The organism is Ureibacillus sp. GCM10028918 (genome assembly GCF_042666115.1).
Classification (GTDB): Bacteria; Bacillota; Bacilli; order Bacillales_A; family Planococcaceae; genus Ureibacillus.
Genome location: NZ_JBHTFK010000007.1, coordinates 1 through 24,616 on the forward strand (window position 1 = coordinate 1; position 24,616 = coordinate 24,616).

The window sequence follows — 24,616 nt, forward strand, 5'->3', positions numbered from 1 at the left end:
CGCAAGTAAGTAAGATCCCTCAAAGACGATGAGGTAGATAGGTTCGAGGTGGAAGTGTGGTGACACATGGAGCTGACGAATACTAATCGATCGAGGACTTAACCATAATAGATATAAATCTTGAACGCATTCAATGTCTTTATCCAGTTTTGAGAGAACAAGCGTCTTTCAACTAAATAAGTCTAGTGATGATGGCAAAGAGGTCACACCCGTTCCCATACCGAACACGGAAGTTAAGCTCTTTAGCGCCGATGGTAGTTGGGGGCTTCCCCCTGTGAGAGTAGGACGTCGCTAGGCTTATTACCCAGGAGGATTAGCTCAGCTGGGAGAGCACCTGCCTTACAAGCAGGGGGTCGGCGGTTCGAGCCCGTCATCCTCCACCATATATGCCGGTGTAGCTCAGTTGGTAGAGCAACTGACTTGTAATCAGTAGGTCGAGGGTTCGACTCCTTTCGCCGGCATCTTTTCTTGGAGGGGTAGCGAAGTGGCTAAACGCGGCGGACTGTAAATCCGCTCCTTCGGGTTCGGCGGTTCGAATCCGTCCCCCTCCACCATTTGTAAGAGCCATTAGCTCAGTGGTAGAGCATCTGACTTTTAATCAGAGGGTCGAAGGTTCAAGTCCTTCATGGCTCACCAGTTTTATTTAAACTAGCGAGTATTAATTTATGCACATGCGGAAGTAGTTCAGTGGTAGAACACCACCTTGCCAAGGTGGGGGTCGCGAGTTCGAACCTCGTCTTCCGCTCCAATTGTGCCGGGGTGGCGGAACTGGCAGACGCACAGGACTTAAAATCCTGCGGTAGGTGACTACCGTACCGGTTCGATTCCGGTCCTCGGCACCATTTTAAAATAGCGCCCGTAGCTCAATTGGATAGAGCGTCTGACTACGGATCAGAAGGTTGTGGGTTCGACTCCTGCCGGGCGCGCCAATATTACGAGAAGTAGCTCAGCTTGGTAGAGCACTTGGTTTGGGACCAAGGGGTCGCAGGTTCGAATCCTGTCTTCTCGACCATTAATCTTAATTATATCTATGGGGCCTTAGCTCAGCTGGGAGAGCGCCTGCCTTGCACGCAGGAGGTCAGCGGTTCGATCCCGCTAGGCTCCACCAATAACATATAAATTTATTATAATGGCGGCGTAGCTCAGCTGGCTAGAGCGTACGGTTCATACCCGTGAGGTCGGGGGTTCGATCCCCTCTGCCGCCACCATAAAATTTCGGAGGCATACCCAAGTTTGGCTGAAGGGATCGGTCTTGAAAACCGACAGGCGGGTTACACCGCGCGTGGGTTCGAATCCTACTGCCTCCGCCATTTTTTAAAATCAAATTAATATTTTCGCGGGGTGGAGCAGTGGTAGCTCGTCGGGCTCATAACCCGAAGGTCGCAGGTTCAAATCCTGTCCCCGCAACCAAATGGTCCCGTGGTGTAGCGGTTAACATGCCTGCCTGTCACGCAGGAGATCGCCGGTTCGATCCCGGTCGGGACCGCCATTTTTAATGAATATGGGTCGGTAGCTCAGTTGGTAGAGCATTAGATTGAAGCTCTAAGTGTCGGCGGTTCGATTCCGTCCCGACCCACCATGTTAATGCGGGTGTAGTTTAATGGTAAAACCTCAGCCTTCCAAGCTGATGTCGTGAGTTCGATTCTCATCACCCGCTCCAATTGGGGCCTATAGCTCAGCTGGTTAGAGCGCACGCCTGATAAGCGTGAGGTCGATGGTTCGAGTCCATTTAGGCCCACCATGTAAATTTTTCCGAAGTAGCTCAGTGGTAGAGCAATCGGCTGTTAACCGATCGGTCGTAGGTTCGAGTCCTACCTTCGGAGCCACGGCCCGTTGGTCAAGTGGTTAAGACACCGCCCTTTCACGGCGGTAACACGGGTTCGAATCCCGTACGGGTCATATTGAAGAATGCCTTAAAGTTAACTAATAACTTTAAGGTATTTTTTTTATGAAAGTATTAACAAATCTGATATGTGATATAACTGTTAATTAAATATGTATTCAAAGACCATCTGAATTTCTTCTGATGGTTTTTTTAATATTCTACCCTCAACTTTGGTTGAAATGAATATTTTATACATAAATAGCATCCTTATGTGCAAAATAAAGAAAAAGCCTGGGGTTGCTAAAATTGAAGTTTTTTAAAAAAATAATTTCATCTAACAGAGAGCAGGAGAATCCAGTTACCGAACAAACATCTGAAAAAGAAACTCCAACCAAGAAAAAACATATAGATAGAAGTTTACCGTCTAATTTGAATGTCATTAAAACTCTTTATACAGTACCAAAGAATTCTGATATTAAAATTCGCCAATTGTCATTTGGAGAAATGAAGAGAGATGCAATCATTGTCTATATAAGTACTATTACAGATGCTCAGAAAATTGATGAACATATTATACACCCATTATTAAATAGTCAGTCCTCAAACCAAGTTGATAATATAGTTACTGCTGAGACGATAACAACTGCTAGGGTATTTGAGGAAGCAGTTAAAGGGATTAATGGTGGAAATGCAGTGTTGTTTATTGATGGGGAAGATGCTGCCTACATTATTTCTACTAGTAAATTTGAGGGGAGAGGTATTGAAAAGGCGGGAAATGAAGTTGTTATTAAGGGTTCTAAGGAAGCTTTTAATGAAATGGCAACTGCAAACATTTCATTACTTCGAAAAAGAATAAAAAATGAGAATCTCATTGTTGAATCAACAATTGTATCAAAACGCTCACACAATGAGGTATATCTACTTTATATAAATGACTTAGCAAACAAGGGTATTCTTGATGATGTCCGCCAACGAATCAATTCACTGGATGTTGATGCGATTCAAAATGCCGCCGTTTTAGAACAATATATAGAAGAGAGAGAAAAATCTCTATTACCAACAGTTTTATATACAGAAAGACCAGATCGAACAGCTTCATTCTTAGAAAACGGATTTATCGTGTTAATAATGGATAATTCACCTGAAGCATTAATCGTGCCGGCAACATTCTGGTCATTTTTCCATAATGCCGAAGATCATTACCTTCGTTTTATTTTTGGTAACTTTATTAGAGCACTGCGTCTGCTTGCTTTATTTATAACACTATTTATTTCTGCAATTTATATTGCTGTAACGAGTTATCATGTAGAGATGGTACCAGCCGATTTATTGCTAGCTATTTCTGCGACTCGAGAAATTGTACCATTTACGGCTATTGTTGAAGTTTTACTCATGGAAATTGCCTTTGAATTAATAAGAGAAGCCGGGCTTCGGGTACCAAGCCCAATCGGACCTACAATCGGGATAGTAGGGGCATTGATTTTAGGGCAAGCTGCGGTTCAAGCGAATATTGTTAGTCCTCTCGTTGTAATCATTGTAGCTCTAGGGGGATTAAGTTCCTTTGCAATCGGGGATATTAGTATGAACTTTTCAATCCGATTAATAAGATTCCTATTTATATTCTCGGCTGCCTTTTTCGGCTTTTATGGAATGACAGCTTTATTTACGATTGGAATCGTCTACATGGTATCCATGAAGTCCTTTGGAGTTCCATATTTAGCCCCCATGACGCCAACCTACGTTTCATCCAAAGATACTATATTTAGAAGAATGCTTAAAAATGAAACCTTTAGACCAGGTTACTTGAAAACAAAAGATTTAGAAAGAAAATCAGGAGAATAAGGATGTACAAAACTGAAGGAAAATTAGGAACAAAGGAATTATTTTCCATTATCATTCTTGTAATAGGGACAAAATTAACAGATAATACGCCACTTCTCTTTTTTGATGATTTGGGGAATGCAGCTTGGATGGCTATTATTTTCATCTTTTTAATTTCACTATTGCCTATCTATTTCTTAACAAAGGTAATGACACTCTATCCAGAAATGAATTTGATTGAGGTAACAAATCATTTGTTTGGAAAGTATATAGGCACGTTTGTATTATTTGGTTTATGGTTTCTATTAACCAGTTCTATTATCGAAACATCAGCAGTTTATACAGATATTATTGGAACAATGTATTTTACAAAAACACCCATTATGATTATCTACTTCATATTAATGGCAGTAGCTGTCTATATAGCAAAAAAGGGTTTGGAGAATATTGGCTCAGCATCGTGGATGACAATCATCAGCATTAAATTGTCCCTTCTGGTTGTATTGATTCTTGCTTATTTTAAGGGAGAGACGGCTTTCCTCTTTCCTCTGTTAGGTGAGGGTGTATTACAAAGCATAAAGGAGAGTTCATTAAATGCTTCCATTTATAATGAGTTTTTGTTCATTGCTTTAATTGCGACAAATGTTAAAAATAATTCAAGCTATAAAAAAGCGGTATGGCTAGGGTTAGTAATTGTTACAATTGAGATTACACTGGCACTTATAGCATACGTAATGTTATTTGACTATGTGGGTGTGAAATTATTGAATTATCCTTTTCATGAGACGATTCGCTTGATTGAGCTGGGTTTCATTACAAATGTGGAATCTATGTTTTTCCCTTTTTGGCTAATCGCAACGTTCCTTCGGTTTTCTTTTTTGCTATATATTAGCGCACTTTTATTTGGGGGTATTTTCAAAATTAAAAAGTTTGAGTATATCATTCCAACGCTAGGTACAATGGTTGTGTTTTTGGGGTTAATCCCAGAGACGCCGGTGTTTAATTTTACCACTAATCGGGAAATCTTTTTAAATATTTCTACCCCAATTTTTTTATTAATACCTTTTTTCCTATGGATATTCGCAAAAATAAAAGGGGATTATAAGAAATGATAAAAAAAGAACTGTATCATTTCCCCTGTCTAATTTTTCTATTGATCTTGCTTAGTGGATGTTGGGACCAGACAAATATTGATAAAAGAGCCTATGTTGTGGCAATTGGCTTAGATAAGACAGAAGAAGATCACCAATATAAAATTACTTATTTGATATCTAATCCTGAGTTATCAAAACAACAACCCGGTTCAAATGAGCCAGGAAAAGAAATAATAACGTTTAAAACTAATGATTTAATGACAGCTAAAAAATTGGCAAATACCGTCGTAGCGAAGGAGATTTCATACAATTTAATGACTGTTTTAGTGGTTTCGGAAGAATTAGCAAAAGATAAATTTTTCTTGAGATTCATATATGATGCCATAAAAGCTAGAGACATATCACGAGATACGCCTCTTATTGTATCAAAAGAGAACGCAAGCAAATTTTTGAGTAATAATGACCCTAAATTAGAAACTAGAATTCACAAATACTTTGAGTTAATTATGGAATCGGGAAGTGAGTCGGGTTTTATTCCTAAGTCTACACTACATTCATTTTTTAGAATTACAGAGGCGGATGCAGATTTGTTCTTAGCAGCATATGGTACCACAGAAAAAAGTGATAATAATAAGGATATATTAAATGATGACTTTTTAGCTGGAGAATTTCAAGTGGGAGGACAAACCAATAATTCTCAATTAATAGGCTCTGCATTATTTAAGGAAGGCAAAATGATTGCAAAGTTAACAGCAAAGGAAACAAGAATCGCTATTCTCCTAAATGATACGTTAGATATGGGAGAGTTATTGACTACTTATCCTGATCCACATAATGAGCATTACCGGTTGGGTGTGAGGGTTATGAAAAAGAAAGCAAACAAGGTCAATATGCAACTTAAAGGAGATACACCCTCCATTGATGTAGAAGTTCCTATACGTGTAGATATTTTAGCTAATCATAGTATGAAAAATTACTCTAAAGACAATCAAGAAAGAAAGGAATTAAAAAAGTACCTCGAGGAACAGATGACTAAGGAGATTAACAATTTAGTAAAGAAGACTCAAGAAGAGTATAAGGGTGAGCCATTTGGATGGTCTCTATCCGCAAGAAAAAAGTTTAAAAGCATTCCTGAATATGAAGCATTTGATTTTATGAAAACTTATCCACATATGATAGTGAAAGTAAAAGTAAGTATAGAGTTTGGAAACTTTGGTAGGCAGAGTGAGATGCCTAATTTAGATGAAATGAGGGATTAACTTGAATTATTTAGTGTGGGCAATCATGATCGGTATTTTCTTGTACACGCTGGGTTTTTCCCGGGTATTATGGAAAGAGAAGAATAAAATAGGTTCAATTGCTGTATTTATGCTGGCAGTATGCACCATTATCGCTCCGTTTCTTTCAGTCTTAAGTTAGCGAAGTGCTAAGATTCCAAATCCTCCTATAGAAAAATCCCCTACCGATTCGGTAGGGGATTTTTTAGCCTTGCAATACATTATGTATGGCAAAGCCGCCTTGCCGTAATAATTATAGAAAGTTTTAAACCACCACTCCTCAAAGTGGGTGTTCGCAAAAGAATTCCTGTATATCGTCATTCACCGCAGTGTGACGCTCGCCATTCCATCTTCTATATAAAACTCCCTTTTACAGTTCAAAGGTTAAAACTTAATATGTGTACGAACAACGCAGCTTTAATGTTATATTATACGATTGTTGTGAGGTGTGCAAGTATGTACTATCGAAAAAAAAAAGTCAAATAATTATCATGCATTTTACCAGTGTAAATTGTGGCTTTATCGGATTTAATGGAAGAAGTAATTACAGGGAAATGTTGAGGTTATAATTTTTAATAAAAATAAAAAGCCTTCCATTATTGGAAAACTTTTTTAGGTTATTTTGATGTATTCAACACTTCATTCGTCAGTGCTGCGATATTTATTTGCGTTTCCTCGTGCATCACATCATTTAGAATTTCCGTTCGGAAGTAACGAACACTAACTTCAAGTGGCATTTTCAATAACTTTTGCAGGGCCTGCTGATACATGATCACGAATTCCTTATCCGTATTACCACGCTTTAACTCTGCAAAGGACTCATAAAATTGGTCAAGTTTGTCTGCAAATTCTAGAAGTCGACCTTCAATAGTATCATCCTTACCTTCTTTCATACGCTCGAAGAAGACATCTTGGAAATCATGCGGTATTTCTTCTTTAATAAACTTCTCCATCATTTTTTCTTCAACATGGGCCAACATTTGTTTTAGTTCAATACTTGCATGTTTTACTGGCGTTTTTATGTCGCCAATGAACACTTCCGCAAAGTCATGATTGATTGTTTTTTCATAAAGTGACTTCCAATTGACACTTGCGCCATTCATTTCCTCAAGAGTTGCAAAAAACATTGCATATTGTGATACTTTCCAAGAATGGGCAGCAACATTATGCTCTTCAAATTTGAAACGACCAGGGGCACGGAAGATACGTTCCAAATCATTTAAACTTGTGAAAAATCTATGGATACCGATAAAAATCACTCCTCAACTAGTTTTTTAGCATAATTAATAAGCCTATAAGTGAATCATATAATTATTCATACCCCAATAGGAGCTTATTTAAATCATTTAACAAATATTTAATTTGATATTTACAAATAATAAATCTCTAATGGTTTAATTTATAAGATATGCAAGGAATGTGAAAAAGAGAACAGCTTTTTTAATGAAGTTGTCATGATTTCTCAAAAATCTTGTAATTGTCGATGCTATACTTAATCTAACTTTAAGTAAATGGAAGTGAAACAGTTTGTTCCATACATTAATTTTATACATACACATAGTAAGTGCGGTGGGGTCGATTGGTCCTTTATTTTCTCTGATACCCATTACAAAGAAAATGGAGTCGGCGGACGGGGGGCAGTTGTTTGGGTTGGTTCAATCGTTTCAAACCGCTATTACAATTGTAAAACATGCAGGACATGTGCTTGTGCTCTCAGGAATTATCTTGATTATCACCAGTGGATGGAGTTGGACAACTTCATGGGTCGTGTTAACAATCACGATAATGATTGGCTCCATTGTCTTTTTAGCACGTGCCTTTAAGCCAACATTAAAAACAATTGGAACGCAAGAATTCCAAAAAGAACAATTCATTAAAAAACTAAGAAAAGCGTCCTGGCAGTATATACTTATACTGCTCGTCATGCTTTGGCTTATGGTAGCAAAACCAGTTTTCTGGTAGTTATTATATAGATGTAATCGTTTGATTTAATAAGATCTTTGATATATATCAAAGATCTTTTACCTTATACGGAAACGTCAATTGTTGTTCCTTTATGAGGATGAGGTGCAGCAGGTTGTTGCTCTGGTAGCTGTTCCAGCATCTGAATGCTACTGGCCACCCCCATGTTAAGCGATTTATTCATAATGCTCATTTGCACGGTTTGCTGTAGTTGGGCCACTTGTGCGGACATAAATGAACTTAATTCCATTCAATCATCCCTCCTTTAGTTCTATATCGGCGTGTTACAGCAGGAAATTTAATTTCACCTTTAAATAGCAATAATGGTATCTTTCGACAATGGTGGAATATTTGTTTTGCCAAATGGTAATACTTTGCGTATAGGAGGGTAAGAAAATGTGGAAAAATCTTATTGTATTAAGTAGTATGACATTTCTTTTAAGTGGCTGCGGATTATTCGGTATGTTTGAAGAAGAAGAACAAATACCGGTTGCAGCACCCGAGGCATTAAAGGCATCGGCAAATATTATGGATACTGAAGGTAATGAAATTGGACATATGGAGCTAACAGAAGGAACAGATGGCGTATTAATTTCTCTGGGAGTTACAAAAATTCCAGAGGGTGAGCATGGTATTCATATACATGAGGTTGGAAAATGTGAAAAACCTACATTTGAATCAGCAGGTGCGCATTTCAATCCGCTAGAAAAACAACATGGTTTCGACAATCCAAAAGGACCTCACCTAGGGGATTTACCAAACATAACACCTGAGGAAGACGGTACAGTCCAATTGGAATTTGTCGCAAAGAACTTAACATTGGAACCTGGTATGGAAAACTCTATCTTGGATGGAGACGGCAGTGCAATTATCATTCACGAAGGTCCTGATGACTATAAAACAGATCCTGCAGGAAACTCAGGAGCACGTATTGCATGCGGTGTTATCACTTCAGCTAAATAATAAATGTGCTGTGTAATTAAGCTAATATTTTAGCTTTTGCACAGCTTTTTTCTATATTTCACCTTAAATAAGGAGGTGTTGTCTTTCCATCATCATGTTAAGAGAGATGTTTAATAACATATTTTCATTAGAATACTTTAATTGAATATTTAAAGGAATATAATATTTTATTGCTTGCATTTGACAAATCACAGTAGAGAAATAGCTATAATGGCGTGTATTAGACACTCTGTATTATAACAATAGAAAGTGAGATATAGTAGAAATACTATTCTGAAATAAATACATACTTCTTTATGTAAACGCCTTCATGCTGTTAACTAACCTATTATTCTATTAACAGACTATTAAAATCATTGACACAACTAAAAGGAAATAGTTACAATTGTAACTGTAATGTAACAATTATTTGCATTGGAGGGGTTTAAATGAAAAAGAGTAATTTATTCTTTATGACAGTATTAGGTATGCTACTTCTAGTACTTGCTGCGTGTAGTGGTGGGGAAGAGACTACAGACACGGAAAGTACAGCAGATAACGGTGGTTCTGAAGAAACGACTACTGAGATTGATTTCTTGAGTTTAGTAACTGGTGGTACGCAAGGTACTTATTATGCTTTAGGAGGTACATTTGCGGATTTAATTACTGAAGAAACTGGTATAAAAACAACAGCTGAGGTTTCTCAAGCTTCAGCAGCAAACGCTAATGCATTAAAAGCAGGAGATGCAGAAATTGCATTCCTACAAACAGATATCGCTTATTACGCTAAAAATGGTGAACTAATGTTTGATGGCCAAGCGGTTGAAGATCTTGTTGCAATCGGTGGTTTATATCCAGAAACAATCCACTTAGTAACAACTGCAGATTCAGGCATCACTTCATTCGATGATTTAAAAGGGAAAAAAGTTTCAGTAGGTGCACCGGGTTCAGGTACTTATGCAAATGCTGAGCAATTATTAGAAGTACATGGTTTAACAATGGATGATATCGAAGCTCAAAACTTAGATTTCGGTGAATCAACTGACGGTTTGACAACTGGTCAAATTGATGCTGCTTTCATCACGGCAGGTTACCCAACTGCAGCAGTTGAAGCATTAGGTGCAACAACTGAAGTAGTAATTGTTCCAGTAGAAGCAGATAAAGCTGAAGCACTAATTGAAAAATACCCTTACTATGCTGTAGATACTATTCCTTCAGGTACTTATGGTTTAGAATCAGAGGTTCCAACAGTATCAGTTTTAGCAATGATTGCAGTAAAATCAGACTTACCTGAAGATGTAGCTTACGGAATTGCGAAAGCAATTTACGGAAATGCTGGTGAAATTGGTCATGCTAAAGGCGAGTTCATTAAAACTGAAACAGCTTTAGATGGTATCGGTATTGACGTTCACCCAGGTGCTCAAAAATACTTTGATGAACAATAATTAAGTAGAAATGAAGTGAAGGGCTTGAAGATAATGCTTCTTCAAGCTCTTTTTCACTTCATTATATAACTGCTTATTAGAACAACCTTTCGAAACATTAGACAGAGATGATCGCTACATTTAGTTAGATGAGGCGTTGAAACATGAAAAGGGCATTTTTTTTCTTAGTTATATTCATAATTGGAATTATCTTCTTGTTCTCACCGTTTTATACGGTTCTATCCTTTGAAGAAACAAGAACGAATAATCCGCAAAGATTTTACATAAATGTTTCCAAAGAAAACAATTTCAATATCCGCTATACGCACTCGATTCATTTAACAGATGTACTTGAAACCTATGAAATAACGGATTCCAATCAGATCAGGCTTCGCTCAATGGAATATGAAGATGTTGCAATTGGCATGCCGGCACACGCTGAGGAAGGTCAAACTGTAAGCTATGAAAATGGCAAATATAAACTACAATTTTCGAATGAAACATTGGATAGTTTTACTCTTTATGTTGGAGACATAAATCAAGAGTTAGCAGTAATTTATAATGGGCAAACTTATGACTTAAAAAAGTCATTGGAAAGAGGAAGTGCCTTTTTATTTGAAATCAAGAATATTTCTTTAATAGACAAGCTGAGAGGAGTTGTGATGGTAAATGAAGGTGAAAGATAAACAGTTTTCAACAGAAACTAGCAAACAAGAGAGTCAGCTTGCCATAGATCAAATTGAAACTTTAACAGAAGAACAACAGCAAGAATTATTAGAAAAGTATGATGCTGAATCGAATATGCGTAGAGTGGCAGGTATGATGAAATGGGTTATTTATATTGGGCTGCTAGCCTTTTCATTATTTCAGTTATATACTGCCGTTTTTGGCCAATTTACAGCCTACATTCAACGTACAATCCATTTAGGCTTTGGCTTGACATTTGTTTTTTTACTTTTCCCAGCCTTTAAAAAGGGTAAAAAAGATAATATCCCATTCTACGATTATATTTTGGCTATTGTTGCAGCAGTAACAGGAATTTACTGGACGATTAACTATGAGCGCCTTGTCTCAAGTCTTGGTACCATTTCACAAATGGACTTTATTGTCGGGCTAATCGTTATTGTATTAGTTTTAGAGGCTGCTAGACGAGCTGTTGGTTTACCAATTGCAATTATTGCATCATTGTTTTTGGTCTACGCTTTCTTTGGACCATATATGCCAGACTTTTTGGCACATCGAGGCCAGACATTAGAACAAATTGTTAACTTAATGTACTATTCAACGGATGGTATTCTAGGAACGCCAATTAGTGTATCAGCAACATACATTTTTGCCTTCCTATTATTCGGAGCCTTCCTGGTTAAGACTGGAGTAGGGGAGTATTTTAATGATTTAGCGATTGCTGTCGCGGGGAAGTTAATCGGTGGGCCCGCGAAGGTTGCAATTTTCTCTTCTGCCTTGCAAGGTACAATCTCAGGTAGTTCGGTTGCCAATGTTGTTACTTCGGGTGCATACACAATTCCTTTAATGAAACGCCTGGGCTATAAAAAAGATTTTGCTGGAGCAGTAGAGGCGGCTTCTTCAACAGGGGGGCAATTGATGCCGCCAATTATGGGGGCTGCTGCCTTTTTAATGGTTGAGTTTATTGGTCGTGGAGTTACATATTGGGATATTGCAAAAGCTGCAGCGATTCCAGCCCTACTGTACTTTGCAGGAATCTGGATTATGACTCACTTTGAAGCAAAGCGTCTTGGTCTTCGTGGCTTAACTGATGCTGAAATGCCAGATCGAAAAATGATTTGGAAAAAACTATACTTACTAATTCCTATTGTTTTGATTATTGTAATTATGATGTTTGGTGTACCGGTCATTCATTCAGCACTTTACGGAATTATTGCATGTATTATCGTTGGTTTCTTCAATAAGGATATAACGTTTGGCGCACGTGAAATTATTGATGCTCTAGTAGATGGTGCTCGTACGGCTTTAGCAGTTGCAGCTGCTACGGCATGTGCTGGTATTATCGTAGGGGTTGTTGTTAAGACAGGTCTTGGTTTAAGTTTAGCAAATAGTTTAGTAGATCTTGCTGGCGGTAAAATATTCCTAACGCTATTCTTTGTTATGATAGCTTCATTAATCTTAGGGATGGGTGCACCAACAACAGCAAACTATGTTATTACATCGACAATCGCAGCACCGGCAATTGTTACACTATTGGCACCAGATGTTTCACAGGCTTTAGTGCCAATTACGGTTTTATTATCTGCACACTTCTTTGTGTTCTACTTCGGAATTATTGCAGATATCACACCGCCAGTTGCTCTTGCCGCCTTTGCCGCATCGGGGATTTCTGGTGGAGATCCAATCAAAACAGGGTTGCATTCAGCTAAATTAGCGATTGCTGCATTTATTATCCCGTATATGATTGTGTTTTCACCTTCACTACTAATGATTGATGTGACGATTTGGCAAGTGTTGTGGGTTGCGTTTACAGCGATGATGGGTATGATTGCGATAGGTGCTGGAGTTATCGGTTATTGGTATCGCCCTATTAACTGGCTGGAACGATTAATCGTCATTGCAGCTGGGTTAGCTATGATTTACCCAGAATCTATATCTGACTTTGCGGGATTAATCGTATTCGGAATTATGTTTATCCTCCAGTTACTATCAAAAGATAAAGGAAACAAAACGAACAGCAAAAAATTAAATACAACTACAAACTAGTTGTTTAAAGAGCCTGCATATTAAGTTGTGCAAGCTCTTTTGATTGTAAATACAATGAAATAGTATAATGTTAAGGATTTATTTTTTTCGTAAATAGTATCGCATTACAATTGTTTTTCGTGGCTACCTTTTTTACACTAATAAGTAGTGTTGAATTTTTGAAGGTAGATAATGTCTTTACTAAAAAACTATTTTTATGGAGGTACGAATGAAAAGCATTGCAGTGGATATGGACCAGGTATTGGCGGATTTTTTAGGGAAGGCTTCAAAAGCATGTGAGGAGCGTTTTAATATCTCAATTTCTAAAGAAGAATTTGATGTAGCTAAATTGGAAGCTCAACATCCCGAACTTGTGAAAAAGTTCTTTTTAATGATTAATGAACCTGACTTTTTCCGTGACTTTGAACTGTTGGACCCCGATGCAGTACCGGTCCTAAAAGAGTTAAGTGAGCATTATGAAATCTACATTGCTACAGCGGCAATGGATGTACCGGGATGCTTTAGTGCAAAATACGAATGGCTATTAGAACACTTCCCATTCTTAAACCCTGAGCACTTTATCTTCTGTGGCGATAAAAAGGTCGTAAAAGCAGATTTCTTAATTGATGATAATGTAAGGCAGCTTCATTCCTTTACGGGAGAAGGTATTTTATATGCACAACCCTACAACGAACATTGCTCGGATTTTAAAAAAGTTCGTAATTGGCAAGAGATTCGTAATATATTTTTACCTGTAAAAGAATCTTTAAAGTAGAACAGTACATGAATTAAAACAAAAGATGCAATGGCCCCTCTAGTTTGGAGGGGTCTTTTTATTGAATGTAATCCGCAAATTTCGACAATTATTATTAAATAATTATCACAAAATGAGATGGTTTTGATACTTTTTTTGCATATATACGTAAAGTATGTTGTATTCAAATTGAGAAATGTGTATGATATAAAATATCAGAAAATTCAAAATAAGAGGTGTTTAAATAATGGCGAATCTATTATTATCCAAGTTTGAAACTTATTTATTAGATGAGGGACAGGAATCAGATAAACAGCAAGATCAAAAAGAATTTGTATATGAAAAGCCTACTAATTATGAAGAATACCCACCAGGATTCTTTTCGGGTTTATAGAGCGAAGGTTTGTCTCTCGGATATTAGGTAGTATAAATTGCACATTCACTTGGAGAAGTTAATCTTTTTTTTTGCTAGGGGATTACTGATTTTAGATGATATTTCGGTAACGGCAAACCCATGTGGGCAATTGCCGTTTTTTCTCTTTATTGAAGGGAACACCAGTTTTCAAAATTTTTATTAATAGGCAGAAGCAGTTAAAAATAAACACTTTTTTATGTATAATAGAGAAAGCGAAATATAAATTCGAGGTGTGGAAAATGGGTCATGTAAAGACTTACGAAGAAGTGATTTATGGATGGTTTGATCATTTTCATGCTCATCCAGAAATCAGCTGGAAAGAAGTAGAAACGACTAAGAAGATTGCATCGATAGTAGAGGAAATGAATATAAATTACAAACTCTTCCCAGATATAACAGGCCTTGTTGCGGAAATAGGCCAGGGCGAAGAAGTCATAGCGGTACGTGCAGATATAGATGCATTATGGCAAGAGGTAGATGGAACTATGCGTGCAAACCATTCTTGTGGGCATGATGCACATATCTCGATGGTATTAGGTGCGCTTTTGCAACTTAAGGATGAACCATTAAAAAAACGAGTACGCTTTATTTTCCAACCGGCTGAGGAAACTGGCGGGGGAGCGGTTGAAATGGTGAAGCGTGGTGTGATCGATGAAGTCTCGTATTTGTTTGGAGTGCACCTGCGTCCCATTGAGGAATTACCTTTAGGAAAAGTAACACCTGCCATTCATCACGGAGCGGCAATGTTCTTAAAGGGATCGATTGGTGGAGTTGATGCACATGGTGCAAGACCGCATCAAGGGAAAAATGCTATCGATGTCGTTTTTGCTATTCAACAAATGCTGAAAAATATCTATATTAACCCATTTGAAATTTATAGTGCGAAATTAACAAAAATTGTTGCCGATGGTGGCAGTACTAATATTATCCCGGGGAATGCAACATTTTCGATGGATATTCGTGCACAAAAAAATTCGGTATTAGAAGAGCTTAAAAAACGAATTGATGAAGGCTTTGAAGCAATTAAAAATATGTTCGGAGTCGAATTAGAATGGAACTGGTTAGACACAACACCTGGAGCTGAAGTGTCTGAAGAAGCCACACAAATAGCTAAAGCTTCCATTATTGAGGCCTTAGGAGCGGAGTATTTAGATAATCCAATATCCACGCCCGGCAGTGATGATTTTCATTACTATACGGTATTAAGACCGAACTTGAAAGCAGCAATGATTGGTGTTGGAGCGGATTTAGCACCTGGTCTCCACCACCCTAAAATGACGTTTGACAAGAAAGCATTAATTATAGGTGCAAAAGTGTTAACTACCACTTTACGTAATGCAGCGCAGAATAAATAATAGACTAGTATGGGCTATAGAAGGAAGTTAAGATAAATGAAAATCAAGCAAGTTGAAATCTTTGCTATAAATTTACCATTAATTAAACCATTTATTATTAGCTATGCAACATACCCAAACATTCAATCAATCATTGTTAAAATGACAACGGAATGCGGGTTAGTAGGATGGGGAGAGAGTGTTCCAGACGAACATATTACGGGAGAAACACCGCATTCAACCTATGCAATGCTAAAAAATACATTGGCCCCATTAATGATTGGACAAAACCCAATGGAGTTTGAAAAAATCCATGAATTAATGGATCAAAATGTACACCGAGCACCAGCAGCAAAAGCAGCAATTGATATTGCTTGTTTTGATGTGGTGGGGAAAAAATTAAACGTTCCGGTTTATCAATTATTAGGTGGGCGTTATCATGAAATATTCCCGGTAACCCACGTACTTAGTATTGATGAGCCTGATAAAATGGCAGAAGAAGCCGCACAAAAAGTGGAAGAAGGCTATGCATCATTCAAGATGAAAGTAGGCCAAGATGTATTGGGTGATGTAAAACGCATTAAAGCCGTACGCGAGCGTGTTGGTGAAGATATTGCCATTCGGGTTGACGTGAACCAGGGCTGGGTAAATAGTGCGAATACACTTCAAGCAATCCGCCATTTAGAGGCTCTTGGGATTGATTGGTTAGAGCAGCCTGTTGCTCAAGATGATATAGATGCGATGGTTGAAATCAAATCAAAATCGACTATTCCGCTTATGATCGACGAAGGTATTCGTGATATGAACAACATGCGCGAAATTATTGCCAAACGTGCTGCTGATAAAGTAAATATTAAGCTTATGAAGTGTGGGGGAATCTACCCTGCAATGAAGCTTGCTACTATGGCAGAAATGGCGGGCATCGAATGTCAAATTGGTTCAATGGTTGAATCTTCAATTGGATCGGCTGCAGGTTTCCACGTTGCCTTTTCGAAAAAAATTATTAAGAGTGTGGAGTTAACTGGTCCTGTTAAATTTTCAAAGGACCTTGGAGATTTAAAAGAAAGCTATATAATCCCGAACATCCAGTTAAATGAATGTCCAGGATTGGGTGTAAGTATAGATGAAACAATACTTGCTGATCTTACTCAATACTCGGATTTAGTAGAGTAGGTGGTGGCAATTTTGACTTCAATTTACAGAGGGATATTAGGTGATAATCCATTCGAAGTGAGAGTACTGGATAATAGCTATTTAACTAAACTTCTTGCTTTACAAGAAATTGTTTATGATGACTTACCAAATAAAGATATTTTGCAGCCATTGTCCGAAGAAGAATTTAAAGAGATCCTACAAGGTAAAGGGCTGTTAATAGGGGCATTTGTAGCTGAGGAGCTCATAGCTTTTCGAGCGGTTTTAAAACCTGAACTTGATGATGAACATTTAGGCTATGCAATTGGGCTAGTAAATGAGTCGGATTTAAACCGTGTCCTTTATCAAGAAATTTCAAATGTCCATCCAGAATACCGAGGCCATGGTCTACAAAAAACATTAGCTAACATTATCATGGAACAAATCGATACAACTGACTTCGACTACATTGCTGCAACAGTCATGCCATACAATATTGCGAGTTTAAAAGATAAGTTCTCCCAAGGGTTTAATGTAGTCAATCTGAAATATGCGTATGGCGGGAAATTACGCTACGTATTTGCTTTAGATTTACATCATCAACCACAGTTAGAAGGGGAAAGAGTAGCCATTTCAATGGGTGATGTGGATGCTCAACAAAAATTTTTGAAAGAAGGTTTTATTGGGGTTTCCATGAAGCCGCTTTGGGATGATTGGGTAATAGAATATCAAAAGCGCCTTTAGTAGATAGCTTGAGCTGCCTTAGTGACAATTAGTCTAGCAGGGTAGCTTTTTTGTGTATGTAAAAGAGGAATCAAGTTTAGAATAGAATGAGAGATTAGTGGAGATAAGTACATGATAAATAGCCAACATATAAAGCCAGTCCTCCAGAAAATGAGAGGGCATCAAACATTTAATAATCGTACTACCATTTCGGATGCTACCATTGCCTCAGTAGGGGTATTTATATGTATGTTTACTATATTTGAGTTAACCAAATATACGGATTCGTTATGGTTTATTGCATCATTTGGTGCAAGCAGCATGCTTGTGATGACTGCATGGAACGCTCCTGTGGGACAACCTCGCAATGTCATAGGGAGCCATCTTATTGCATCGTTTATTGCAATAGCCATTCTAAATTTATTTGGCTCTTCGCCGGTAATGATGAGCCTAGCTCTTTGCTGTACCATTTTTTGTATGCTGATGACAAGAACATTTCATCCGCCAGCATGCGGCAATCCCATCATCATCATGATGAGTGGATACAGTTGGGATTTTTTATTTCAACCCGTCTTAATTGGTGCCATCATTATCGTTTCTTTTGGGCTCATCATAAATAATCTTCATCCTAAAAGAAAGTATCCATTGTATTGGTGGTAATAAAAACAAGCCATCTCATCGGAGTGAGATGGCTTGTGCGCTTAGTCGTGCAGTTTAACAACTAAGTTATACTATTTATTTTATTGCATCGGACAAAATTCACAACGCATCAAGCCTGGAATGTCTTTGGAAAAACAGCAGCTTTTTCTTATTGGTTTATTTACAAGCTGCGCAGGGTTTTTTCCTCCGGTGTATTGTTCAAACCATGACTTGTTTGAGAAGAGTTGCCAAACCTTTGTCCCCTCCAAAATTTCCAAATCTTCAAAGGCGCGGTCAGCAAGCAGCGGGTTTTCAAGCTGTTCGTAGTAATTCCAGAGCATATAGCCAAAAAGATTTTCCCATAAAGTCAGTGGTGAAATGGAAGTCGTTTTTCGTAATTGCTGAAATACTTCGTGGCATTGATATAAAAGCTTGCTAATCACATACTCACGTTCTCGGTCCTCAACGTAGCGATAGTCATTAGGTGTAATAAACGTACCAAGTGTATTGACCCCAAACTCATTAATCAGACTGAAGCGTACATCTACCTTCTTGCCATCCCATATTTCATCGTACATAGAAAGCATATAAAATTGCATTGCCATAAACATCCCATATCGTCTGCTGAAGTGGGAGATTGCCGCTGTTTCCGTACTCGCCTGTGTGATACCCATCATTAAATTTCTAAAATCCGTTAAGTAAAAATCCTTGTGCAAATTTTCCAATGTGAATAATGGGCGTTCAGGATTCTCCGTAAAGACACCATATGAATTTAAAACACGTATTTGATCATACGTCAAAGCAGGCATTTATTTCACCTTCGTTTTTAATTTAACTATAACACTTTCTTGAAGAGTGATGTAGATTATAGATTTAGCTATACAAAATTGATTAATCATAATAATATATATAAAACTAATAAGAAAAGTAGGTTTTATAAATGGAACAAGTGCCTTCAATTCCTAGACCGTTAGTAAGAACAAACCAATGGACGATCTTCCTCTCTGTAGTCTTAACATGGATAACAGGTAACGTATGGATCTTAACTATTCCTCTTATAGCAAATTTAATGGGAATATTATTTAACTTTAATCCAATTATGAAAGTCGCGAGAGTGTTCATCATTAAAGAGGGGAAGAAATATATTCCTGAAGATGTGACACAACAAAAATTTAATGCATGTATTGCCATATTTTGTTTAACTGGTGGGATTATTAGTTTTCTTGCAGGCTGGACGATTGCAGGATATGTTTTTACAATCATGGTTGCTATCGCTTCGTTTATTGCGATATTAGGTTTTTGTGTAGGTTGCTATATTTTCTTCCAAATAAAACAATTTCAATATCGTCAAAGATTAAAAAATCCTAAGAAATAACTACGTTAAAAGCATTCAAAAAATTTAAGCAAATGGTTGACAGTCTAATTGAAAACGATTATCATTATCATATAAATAAAAAAGCCTATTACTAGTGTGATAAGCTTTTCTCCATGATGTAAGTCAAGACGTTCTTCCCCCCTATTTAGAACGTTCTGACGCAGAAAAGGCCAAGCTTCAATGTTGAAGCTCGGCCTCTTTTTCTTTTATATGAGCATTTTTTGAAAGATGCATCGTGTGATAACTATGCAGCAGCATTCCAATTACGATTACACCAATGCCAATCAGTGCAACTGGCTCTGGTAGGGGAACACTTATTAAAATCATCTCACCAATAATAACAAATAGGACCTCTGTAGATTGGGTTGCTTCCACAGCTGCGAGTTTGCCTTGATTTTCTCGAACTCGATCTGTTGCAATGAAAAATAACACGGTTGCAATGACACCTGAACTAACGGCAACTATTAAAGATTGAAAGACTTGGGTTGAAGAGGGAAGTCCAACGGTAAATAGTGCATAAACAGCCAGGATTAGCCATGCTGGTAAAGAAGCAATCGTCATACCAAGTACTCGTTGATATGTGTCCAGTCTTCCCCCGCAAACTTCCATCATTTTACGATTCCCTAAAGGATAAGCGAAGGCTGCAACAATAACTGGCAAAATTCCGAGCATCAATGTTTCGAAAGATACAGACTGTGCTTGTGGAACTTGGATTAGTAATATACCGATTAAAATAACGGTAGATATCAATAAAGAAATAACAGGGATTCTTTGTCGAATGCTTTTATCACCAACAACTGTCAGGAATAATGGAGCTAATAGAACACCTGCTACAATAGTGAATTGCCATGTTCCTGAAACAATCCATCCTGGACCAAATGAAGCAGCGTATGTTAGTGGTCCATAAAATAAAACAAATCCTACAAAACTCCAAAGCAACCATTTTGATGGTTGAGATTTCATTTCGTTCGTTAAAGGCTTCCATCCTTTACGAGAGAGCACAATGATCAGAAGGAAGGGGAGCATAAAGAAGAAACGTAAAGAAGAACTCCATAACCAACTACCACCTTCTAGTTCCATTGAGTGGTTTAAGATAAATGTGACCGCAAAAAACAGGCTTGCGATTATTCCTATAGCAATTTCTTTCAATCTAAAAACCTACTTCCATACCAAATTTTACTCTGGCACAAGTGCAAAGAATATTCTCTTGTTGTAAGGTGACTTAATATTCAGTTTACTCTAGTTTTAAAAAGAGCGAAGTAAGTATTTCTTTCTTACTTCGCAGCAGTTCATTATTTACCTTGTGCTTCAAACAATTGAACAATTTCTAAAATAACTTTTGTAGCCTTTTCCATTGTTTCCCCTGATACAAATTCAAATTTGCCGTGCATGTTTTCCCCACCAGCAAAAATATTAGGTGTAGGTAATCCCATATACGATAATTGAGAGCCATCTGTACCTCCGCGTACTGGTTCAACAATTGGGGATATATCTAAATTTTCCATCGCTTTATAGGCAATGTCAACAATTTCTTTTACCGGTTCTATTTTTTCACGCATGTTATAGTATTGATCTTCAATTTCTACAGTGATCGAATTGTCGCCATATTTTTCTTTCACCATTTTTTCTACTTCAAGGAAATGCGCTTTTTTCGCTTCAAATTTTTCGCGATCATGGTCACGAATAATATATGAAAGCTTTGCTTCTTCAATATGTCCACTGAAATTCATTAAATGAATAAAGCCTTCGTAGCCTTCCGTTTTTTCAGGCACAGCATCTACCGGCATGGAATTTTGGAATTTAATAGCGAGTGTGATCGCATTGACCATTTTTCCTTTTGCAGAACCTGGGTGTACACTTGTTCCGCGAGTTGTCACTTTAACACCTGCTGCATTAAAGCTTTCAAATTGTAATTCTCCTAATGGACCGCCATCCATCGTATAAGCGTAGTCGGCACCAAATGCTTTTACGTCGAATTTATGTGGGCCACGGCCAATTTCTTCATCCGGTGTGAAAGCCACACGAAGTTTACCGTGTTTGATTTCTGGATGTTGCACTAAATACTCCATAGCCGTCACTATTTCAGCAATTCCGGCTTTATCGTCAGCACCTAAAAGAGTTGTGCCATCCGTTGTAATTAAAGTTTGCCCTACATAATTCTTTAAGTTCGGGAAGTAGCTAGGGGACATGATCAGGTCGTTATTTAACTGAATATCTCCACCATCATAATTGTCGATTCTTTGAGGATTTACATTTTTGCCTGAAAAATCAGGTGATGTGTCAACATGTGCTAAAAACCCGATTGTCGGAACTTCTTTGTCCGTATTGGCAGGTAAAGTAGCAAATAAATAGCCGTTTTCATCTAATGCAACTTCTGTTAGACCAATTTCTTCAAGCTCAGCTTTTAACACATTTAATAAATCAAATTGCTTTTCTGTAGATGGAGTAGTCGAGCTTTCAGGATTTGATTCAGTATCAATTTTAGCATAGCGAATTAAGCGTTCAATTACTTGTTCTTTCATTTATAAATCCCCCTTACAAATTAGTGTTTATATTGTATCACTTTACTTCGAATAGCGGAATATTTTGGGATGCTTAATGCCATTAAAATTTGTGCACTATAGTAAGTCAACATAATAATCTGGTGAGAATAATCTACTGAAAACATAAATTTATTGATTGCTAGAACCGAATCGGAAATGATAAAAAGAAGGGCACCGGAGACAGCAACTTTTGACCCTGTTCTAAAGGAGGTCGATCCCATTACTAAAATAACAATCATATAGGCAGATACCGCAATTGCCAGAATGATTTTGTTTTCTTCGATTAAAGAGCTGCCAATCCAAATCATCATGGATAAGCCGTAAATTGCCAATAGAATGATAATCCATCTAGGGGCGGTTGTTCCTTTTTCTGATAAAAAAGCACGAATATAAAACAAATGGCCAACCAAAAAACAAGAAAGACCAAGGATAAACCATTGAAGGGTATAGTCTCCGAAAGCACAAAAAATAAGGGCAAGGATGATCAATGTTTTATAAGGAATAATATTTTCAGCCTTAGTCAGGATGGCTAACAAAATAATGAGCATCATTGGCAATAATTTAAACACCATCACAAGTGGCTGACTGATGATTTCAATAAAGAAGACATAGTAGAGTCCAAAAATGATAATGAACGCTAAAAGTAATTTTCGTGTCAATTTAATCACTCCATTTTTAAACGTTTCAAGTCGGTGAATAGAAAATTTCGGTATACTAATTATCTTTCTATATATATACCTAGGTTAATAATATTTATGAAACTATATGGCTACCTATTCCGTAGAACTAATATATAAGAAAGGGTGGTTCGATTGACTCAAACTTTAATAATGGCGTTAATTGCCTCAGTCATTGCAACGCTCCTCATTGTCCCTGTAACAAAGAAGGTGCAAAAAGGGGAAATTACGAATAAGCAGCTTCTAAATTCAGTTATTTCAGTTCTAATAGCAGGTTTTATCATTGGTTTTATGATTATTTATATTACAAAGATTGACTTGCATTGGACGATTTTCGCATACGCATTACCGGTAATTGCTTTACTTGGTACACTGCTCTCTAAAGGATTAGAACAAACTTTTAAGGGATTTATTTTCTTAGCAAGTTTGATCCTGCTTGCGTTTATGCTTTGCGCACCGTTCTTTAATGCGGATGAAAAATATAATTCTGCAAAAATGGAAGAAAAGGTAGAAATCGAACCGTTTGATGAAACTCAAACACCAGCTAGTGTTCCTCCTCGATTTGCACAAAATAAAATGAAAAAAGCTTTTGGGCAAGTTCCCAATACAAGTTACTATGAACTTGGAAATTTACAAATTCAAAGTGTGGATGGGGAGTATGTCTATATAGCACCGGTTGAATTTTCAGGGTTATTCAAATGGTTTAACGGAAAAACAACGCCTGGATATTTTACGATGAGTGCGACAGATTCTACAGACAATCCGAAGTTTGTTAAATCGGAAATGACCTATGTACCATCTGCCTTTTTCAATAAAAATCTGGAACGTCATATACGTTTAGAGAATCCTACATTGATTTTCTACGGGGATCCACAGCTTGAGATCGATGATGAAGGAAAACCATTCTATATTCGTTCTTATGGAGAGTTTATTTCTGCACGTAATGGTTTCGATGTAAAAGGAATCGTGATGGTGGATGCAGCGACAGGAGAGTCTGAAGTATTAACTTTGGATGAAGTACCTGCATTTATCGATGGGGCGGTTTCACCAGAATCGGTTAGTCTTCAGAATAGCTACTTTGGAAAGTATGTACATGGATTTTGGAATAGTCTGTTTGGTAAAAAAGATGTGAGGCTGCCATCAGATGAGGGAACGGAAGCGAATGTAAGTCCAATCTTCAATGAAAATGGAGAGATGTATTACTTCACAGATTTTACAAGTCCTAAAGAAGGTGTGGATTCTATGTTAGGGTATTCGCTTACAGATGCCCGTACAGGAGAATCAACCTACTATACAGGCAACCTTGAGGAATCCTATATGGATTCACGAGGAGCATTAGATATTATTGAAAAGAAATTTATTGAAAAAGAGTGGCAAGGCGAAATGCCAATCCTTTATAACTTCTATGGAGAAGCAAGCTGGCTTGCACCTGTACTGGATTCGAATGGATTTTTACAAAACTACTTTATCGTTTCTGCAGCCAATCCAGAGATTTCCGCTTATGGTACAACACCAAACGGAGCATTGAAGCAATATAAGACTGCATTAAATCGTGGAGGCGGAACGGTTGATGGCACATCAAATGCAGAAGAAGCGACAATTTCCGGAGATGTTGTGCGTGTTTATAAGGAGCGTATCGGTGATTACACAGTGGTTTCGTTCTTGTTAAATACAGGTCAAAACTTTGTTGTCAGCTCACAAAACGCACCTCTAGCAATCTATCTACAAGAAGGAGATCGTGTAGCCATCACGTATTATGCAACGGAAGAGTTATTCCTTCCAATAAAAGAAATGAGGATTGAAGGTATTGTAGCACCATAAGTAGTAAGCCCAAACCAAGTAATTGGTTTGGGCTTTTTATTTATTGTGCGACTTTCAAATGGCGAGAATTACTTCCCTCAGAAGGGGGTTAAATAAAAAAGTGATAACAAGGCAAGCTCTTCATTCGCCTTCGATATCACTAATCATCTC

22 protein-coding genes, 18 tRNA genes, 2 rRNA genes and 1 other RNA gene are annotated in these 24,616 nt (G+C 37.5%); 36 read left to right on the forward strand and 7 right to left on the reverse strand.

Translation table 11 applies throughout. The features are described 5' to 3' along the window. The 23 genes from ACFQU5_RS09050 to ACFQU5_RS09160 form a co-directional block, all read left to right on the forward strand. Window positions 1-106, forward strand: a 23S ribosomal RNA gene (locus tag ACFQU5_RS09050); the annotation flags it as partial. Between the two features lie 75 nt (window positions 107-181). Continuing rightward, a 5S ribosomal RNA gene (rrf, locus tag ACFQU5_RS09055) occupies window positions 182-297 on the forward strand. Between the two features lie 10 nt (window positions 298-307). Further along, a tRNA-Val gene (locus ACFQU5_RS09060) sits at window positions 308-383 on the forward strand. A gap of 5 nt (window positions 384-388) precedes the next feature. After that, window positions 389-461 (forward strand) — tRNA-Thr (locus ACFQU5_RS09065). 9 nt (window positions 462-470) lie between these two features. Next, window positions 471-554 (forward strand) — tRNA-Tyr (locus ACFQU5_RS09070). Window positions 555-561: 7 nt separating this feature from the next. After that, window positions 562-636, forward strand: a tRNA-Lys gene (locus ACFQU5_RS09075). 37 nt (window positions 637-673) lie between these two features. Next, window positions 674-748: transfer RNA gene (locus ACFQU5_RS09080), tRNA-Gly, on the forward strand. Between the two features lie 5 nt (window positions 749-753). Beyond that, window positions 754-842: transfer RNA gene (locus ACFQU5_RS09085), tRNA-Leu, on the forward strand. A gap of 10 nt (window positions 843-852) precedes the next feature. Beyond that, window positions 853-929, forward strand: a tRNA-Arg gene (locus tag ACFQU5_RS09090). A gap of 6 nt (window positions 930-935) precedes the next feature. Next, window positions 936-1,012, forward strand: a tRNA-Pro gene (locus ACFQU5_RS09095). Window positions 1,013-1,032: 20 nt separating this feature from the next. Further along, window positions 1,033-1,108, forward strand: a tRNA-Ala gene (locus ACFQU5_RS09100). 23 nt (window positions 1,109-1,131) lie between these two features. After that, a tRNA-Met gene (locus tag ACFQU5_RS09105) sits at window positions 1,132-1,208 on the forward strand. A 9-nt stretch (window positions 1,209-1,217) separates the two neighbouring features. Then, window positions 1,218-1,310 (forward strand) — tRNA-Ser (locus tag ACFQU5_RS09110). Between the two features lie 25 nt (window positions 1,311-1,335). Continuing rightward, a tRNA-Met gene (locus ACFQU5_RS09115) sits at window positions 1,336-1,410 on the forward strand. A gap of 3 nt (window positions 1,411-1,413) precedes the next feature. Continuing rightward, window positions 1,414-1,489 (forward strand) — tRNA-Asp (locus ACFQU5_RS09120). A 14-nt stretch (window positions 1,490-1,503) separates the two neighbouring features. Continuing rightward, window positions 1,504-1,579, forward strand: a tRNA-Phe gene (locus ACFQU5_RS09125). Window positions 1,580-1,586: 7 nt separating this feature from the next. Then, window positions 1,587-1,660, forward strand: a tRNA-Gly gene (locus ACFQU5_RS09130). A gap of 4 nt (window positions 1,661-1,664) precedes the next feature. Further along, a tRNA-Ile gene (locus tag ACFQU5_RS09135) sits at window positions 1,665-1,741 on the forward strand. 10 nt (window positions 1,742-1,751) lie between these two features. Continuing rightward, window positions 1,752-1,826: transfer RNA gene (locus ACFQU5_RS09140), tRNA-Asn, on the forward strand. 1 nt (window position 1,827) lies between these two features. Continuing rightward, a tRNA-Glu gene (locus ACFQU5_RS09145) sits at window positions 1,828-1,899 on the forward strand. Between the two features lie 232 nt (window positions 1,900-2,131). Further along, entirely contained in the window at window positions 2,132-3,667 is a 1,536-nt protein-coding gene (locus tag ACFQU5_RS09150) for a spore germination protein (RefSeq protein ID WP_390286968.1), read from the forward strand. Window positions 3,668-3,669: 2 nt separating this feature from the next. Beyond that, window positions 3,670-4,758 carry a GerAB/ArcD/ProY family transporter gene (locus ACFQU5_RS09155; protein ID WP_390286970.1) on the forward strand — a complete coding sequence of 363 codons (1,089 nt, stop codon included), beginning with the start codon at window positions 3,670-3,672 and terminating at the stop codon, window positions 4,756-4,758. Further along, window positions 4,755-5,999, forward strand: coding sequence for a Ger(x)C family spore germination protein (locus tag ACFQU5_RS09160; protein WP_390286972.1), 1,245 nt, complete (start codon window positions 4,755-4,757; stop codon window positions 5,997-5,999). Before ACFQU5_RS09155 ends, ACFQU5_RS09160 begins: the two co-directional genes overlap by 4 nt. A gap of 247 nt (window positions 6,000-6,246) precedes the next feature. Here ACFQU5_RS09160 and ssrS read toward each other — a convergent pair. Next, window positions 6,247-6,438, reverse strand: a non-coding RNA gene (ssrS, locus tag ACFQU5_RS09165) — 6S RNA. A gap of 196 nt (window positions 6,439-6,634) precedes the next feature. After that, window positions 6,635-7,276 (reverse strand): YfbR-like 5'-deoxynucleotidase, encoded by a 642-nt coding sequence (locus ACFQU5_RS09170; protein WP_390286974.1) that lies wholly within the window; start codon window positions 7,274-7,276, stop codon window positions 6,635-6,637. A 268-nt stretch (window positions 7,277-7,544) separates the two neighbouring features. On the opposite strand from ACFQU5_RS09170, the gene ACFQU5_RS09175 reads away from it, so the two are divergent. Then, window positions 7,545-7,979, forward strand: coding sequence for a hypothetical protein (locus ACFQU5_RS09175; RefSeq protein WP_390286976.1), 435 nt, complete (start codon window positions 7,545-7,547; stop codon window positions 7,977-7,979). A gap of 64 nt (window positions 7,980-8,043) precedes the next feature. Here ACFQU5_RS09175 and ACFQU5_RS09180 read toward each other — a convergent pair whose 3' ends face one another. Further along, window positions 8,044-8,229: a YjfB family protein gene (locus tag ACFQU5_RS09180; protein ID WP_390286978.1), complete on the reverse strand. Its 186-nt coding sequence runs from the start codon at window positions 8,227-8,229 to the stop codon at window positions 8,044-8,046. Window positions 8,230-8,375: 146 nt separating this feature from the next. Between ACFQU5_RS09180 and ACFQU5_RS09185 the strand changes: the two genes are divergently transcribed. The 10 genes from ACFQU5_RS09185 (at window position 8,376) to ACFQU5_RS09230 (ending at window position 18,071) form a co-directional block, all read left to right on the forward strand. Further along, window positions 8,376-8,942, forward strand: coding sequence for a superoxide dismutase family protein (locus tag ACFQU5_RS09185; protein WP_390286980.1), 567 nt, complete (start codon window positions 8,376-8,378; stop codon window positions 8,940-8,942). Window positions 8,943-9,370: 428 nt separating this feature from the next. Next, complete coding sequence (locus tag ACFQU5_RS09190; protein ID WP_390286982.1) at window positions 9,371-10,366, forward strand: TAXI family TRAP transporter solute-binding subunit; 996 nt, start codon at window positions 9,371-9,373, stop codon at window positions 10,364-10,366. Window positions 10,367-10,509: 143 nt separating this feature from the next. Then, the gene (locus ACFQU5_RS09195; RefSeq protein WP_390286984.1) at window positions 10,510-11,031 is read left to right on the forward strand and encodes a DUF1850 domain-containing protein; all 522 of its coding nucleotides are present in this window, start codon (window positions 10,510-10,512) and stop codon (window positions 11,029-11,031) included. Further along, window positions 11,015-13,075 carry a TRAP transporter permease gene (locus tag ACFQU5_RS09200; RefSeq protein WP_390286986.1) on the forward strand — a complete coding sequence of 687 codons (2,061 nt, stop codon included), beginning with the start codon at window positions 11,015-11,017 and terminating at the stop codon, window positions 13,073-13,075. The genes ACFQU5_RS09195 and ACFQU5_RS09200 overlap by 17 nt, the downstream gene beginning before the upstream one ends. 208 nt (window positions 13,076-13,283) lie before the next feature. Further along, complete coding sequence (locus tag ACFQU5_RS09205) at window positions 13,284-13,829, forward strand: 5' nucleotidase, NT5C type (RefSeq protein ID WP_390286988.1); 546 nt, start codon at window positions 13,284-13,286, stop codon at window positions 13,827-13,829. Window positions 13,830-14,055: 226 nt separating this feature from the next. After that, window positions 14,056-14,202 carry a hypothetical protein gene (locus tag ACFQU5_RS09210; RefSeq protein ID WP_390286990.1) on the forward strand — a complete coding sequence of 49 codons (147 nt, stop codon included), beginning with the start codon at window positions 14,056-14,058 and terminating at the stop codon, window positions 14,200-14,202. 260 nt (window positions 14,203-14,462) lie between these two features. Further along, window positions 14,463-15,578: an amidohydrolase gene (locus ACFQU5_RS09215; RefSeq protein WP_390286992.1), complete on the forward strand. Its 1,116-nt coding sequence runs from the start codon at window positions 14,463-14,465 to the stop codon at window positions 15,576-15,578. A gap of 36 nt (window positions 15,579-15,614) precedes the next feature. Next, entirely contained in the window at window positions 15,615-16,730 is a 1,116-nt protein-coding gene (locus tag ACFQU5_RS09220; RefSeq protein WP_390286994.1) for a mandelate racemase/muconate lactonizing enzyme family protein, read from the forward strand. Window positions 16,731-16,742: 12 nt separating this feature from the next. Beyond that, the gene (locus ACFQU5_RS09225; protein ID WP_390286996.1) at window positions 16,743-17,432 is read left to right on the forward strand and encodes a GNAT family N-acetyltransferase; all 690 of its coding nucleotides are present in this window, start codon (window positions 16,743-16,745) and stop codon (window positions 17,430-17,432) included. Window positions 17,433-17,543: 111 nt separating this feature from the next. Further along, complete coding sequence (locus ACFQU5_RS09230; protein ID WP_390286998.1) at window positions 17,544-18,071, forward strand: HPP family protein; 528 nt, start codon at window positions 17,544-17,546, stop codon at window positions 18,069-18,071. Window positions 18,072-18,151: 80 nt separating this feature from the next. Here the strand turns inward: ACFQU5_RS09230 and ACFQU5_RS09235 are convergent, their stop codons facing one another. Further along, window positions 18,152-18,859 carry a Fe-S oxidoreductase gene (locus ACFQU5_RS09235; RefSeq protein WP_390287000.1) on the reverse strand — a complete coding sequence of 236 codons (708 nt, stop codon included), beginning with the start codon at window positions 18,857-18,859 and terminating at the stop codon, window positions 18,152-18,154. Window positions 18,860-18,990: 131 nt separating this feature from the next. On the opposite strand from ACFQU5_RS09235, the gene ACFQU5_RS09240 reads away from it, so the two are divergent. Continuing rightward, a complete protein-coding gene (locus ACFQU5_RS09240; RefSeq protein ID WP_390287002.1) occupies window positions 18,991-19,425 on the forward strand; it encodes a DUF4395 domain-containing protein in 435 nt (144 codons plus the stop codon). A 177-nt stretch (window positions 19,426-19,602) separates the two neighbouring features. Here the strand turns inward: ACFQU5_RS09240 and ACFQU5_RS09245 are convergent, their stop codons facing one another. The 3 genes from ACFQU5_RS09245 to ACFQU5_RS09255 form a co-directional block, all read right to left on the reverse strand. Next, window positions 19,603-20,574, reverse strand: a complete 972-nt coding sequence (locus ACFQU5_RS09245) for a DMT family transporter (RefSeq protein WP_390287004.1) — start codon at window positions 20,572-20,574, stop codon at window positions 19,603-19,605. Window positions 20,575-20,717: 143 nt separating this feature from the next. Continuing rightward, entirely contained in the window at window positions 20,718-21,947 is a 1,230-nt protein-coding gene (gene pepT / locus ACFQU5_RS09250; protein WP_390287006.1) for a peptidase T, read from the reverse strand. A gap of 20 nt (window positions 21,948-21,967) precedes the next feature. Further along, the gene (locus ACFQU5_RS09255) at window positions 21,968-22,627 is read right to left on the reverse strand and encodes a lysoplasmalogenase (RefSeq protein ID WP_390287008.1); all 660 of its coding nucleotides are present in this window, start codon (window positions 22,625-22,627) and stop codon (window positions 21,968-21,970) included. Window positions 22,628-22,780: 153 nt separating this feature from the next. Between ACFQU5_RS09255 and ACFQU5_RS09260 the strand changes: the two genes are divergently transcribed. Beyond that, entirely contained in the window at window positions 22,781-24,466 is a 1,686-nt protein-coding gene (locus ACFQU5_RS09260; protein WP_390287010.1) for a hypothetical protein, read from the forward strand. The last annotated feature ends 150 nt before the right edge of the window (window positions 24,467-24,616 follow it).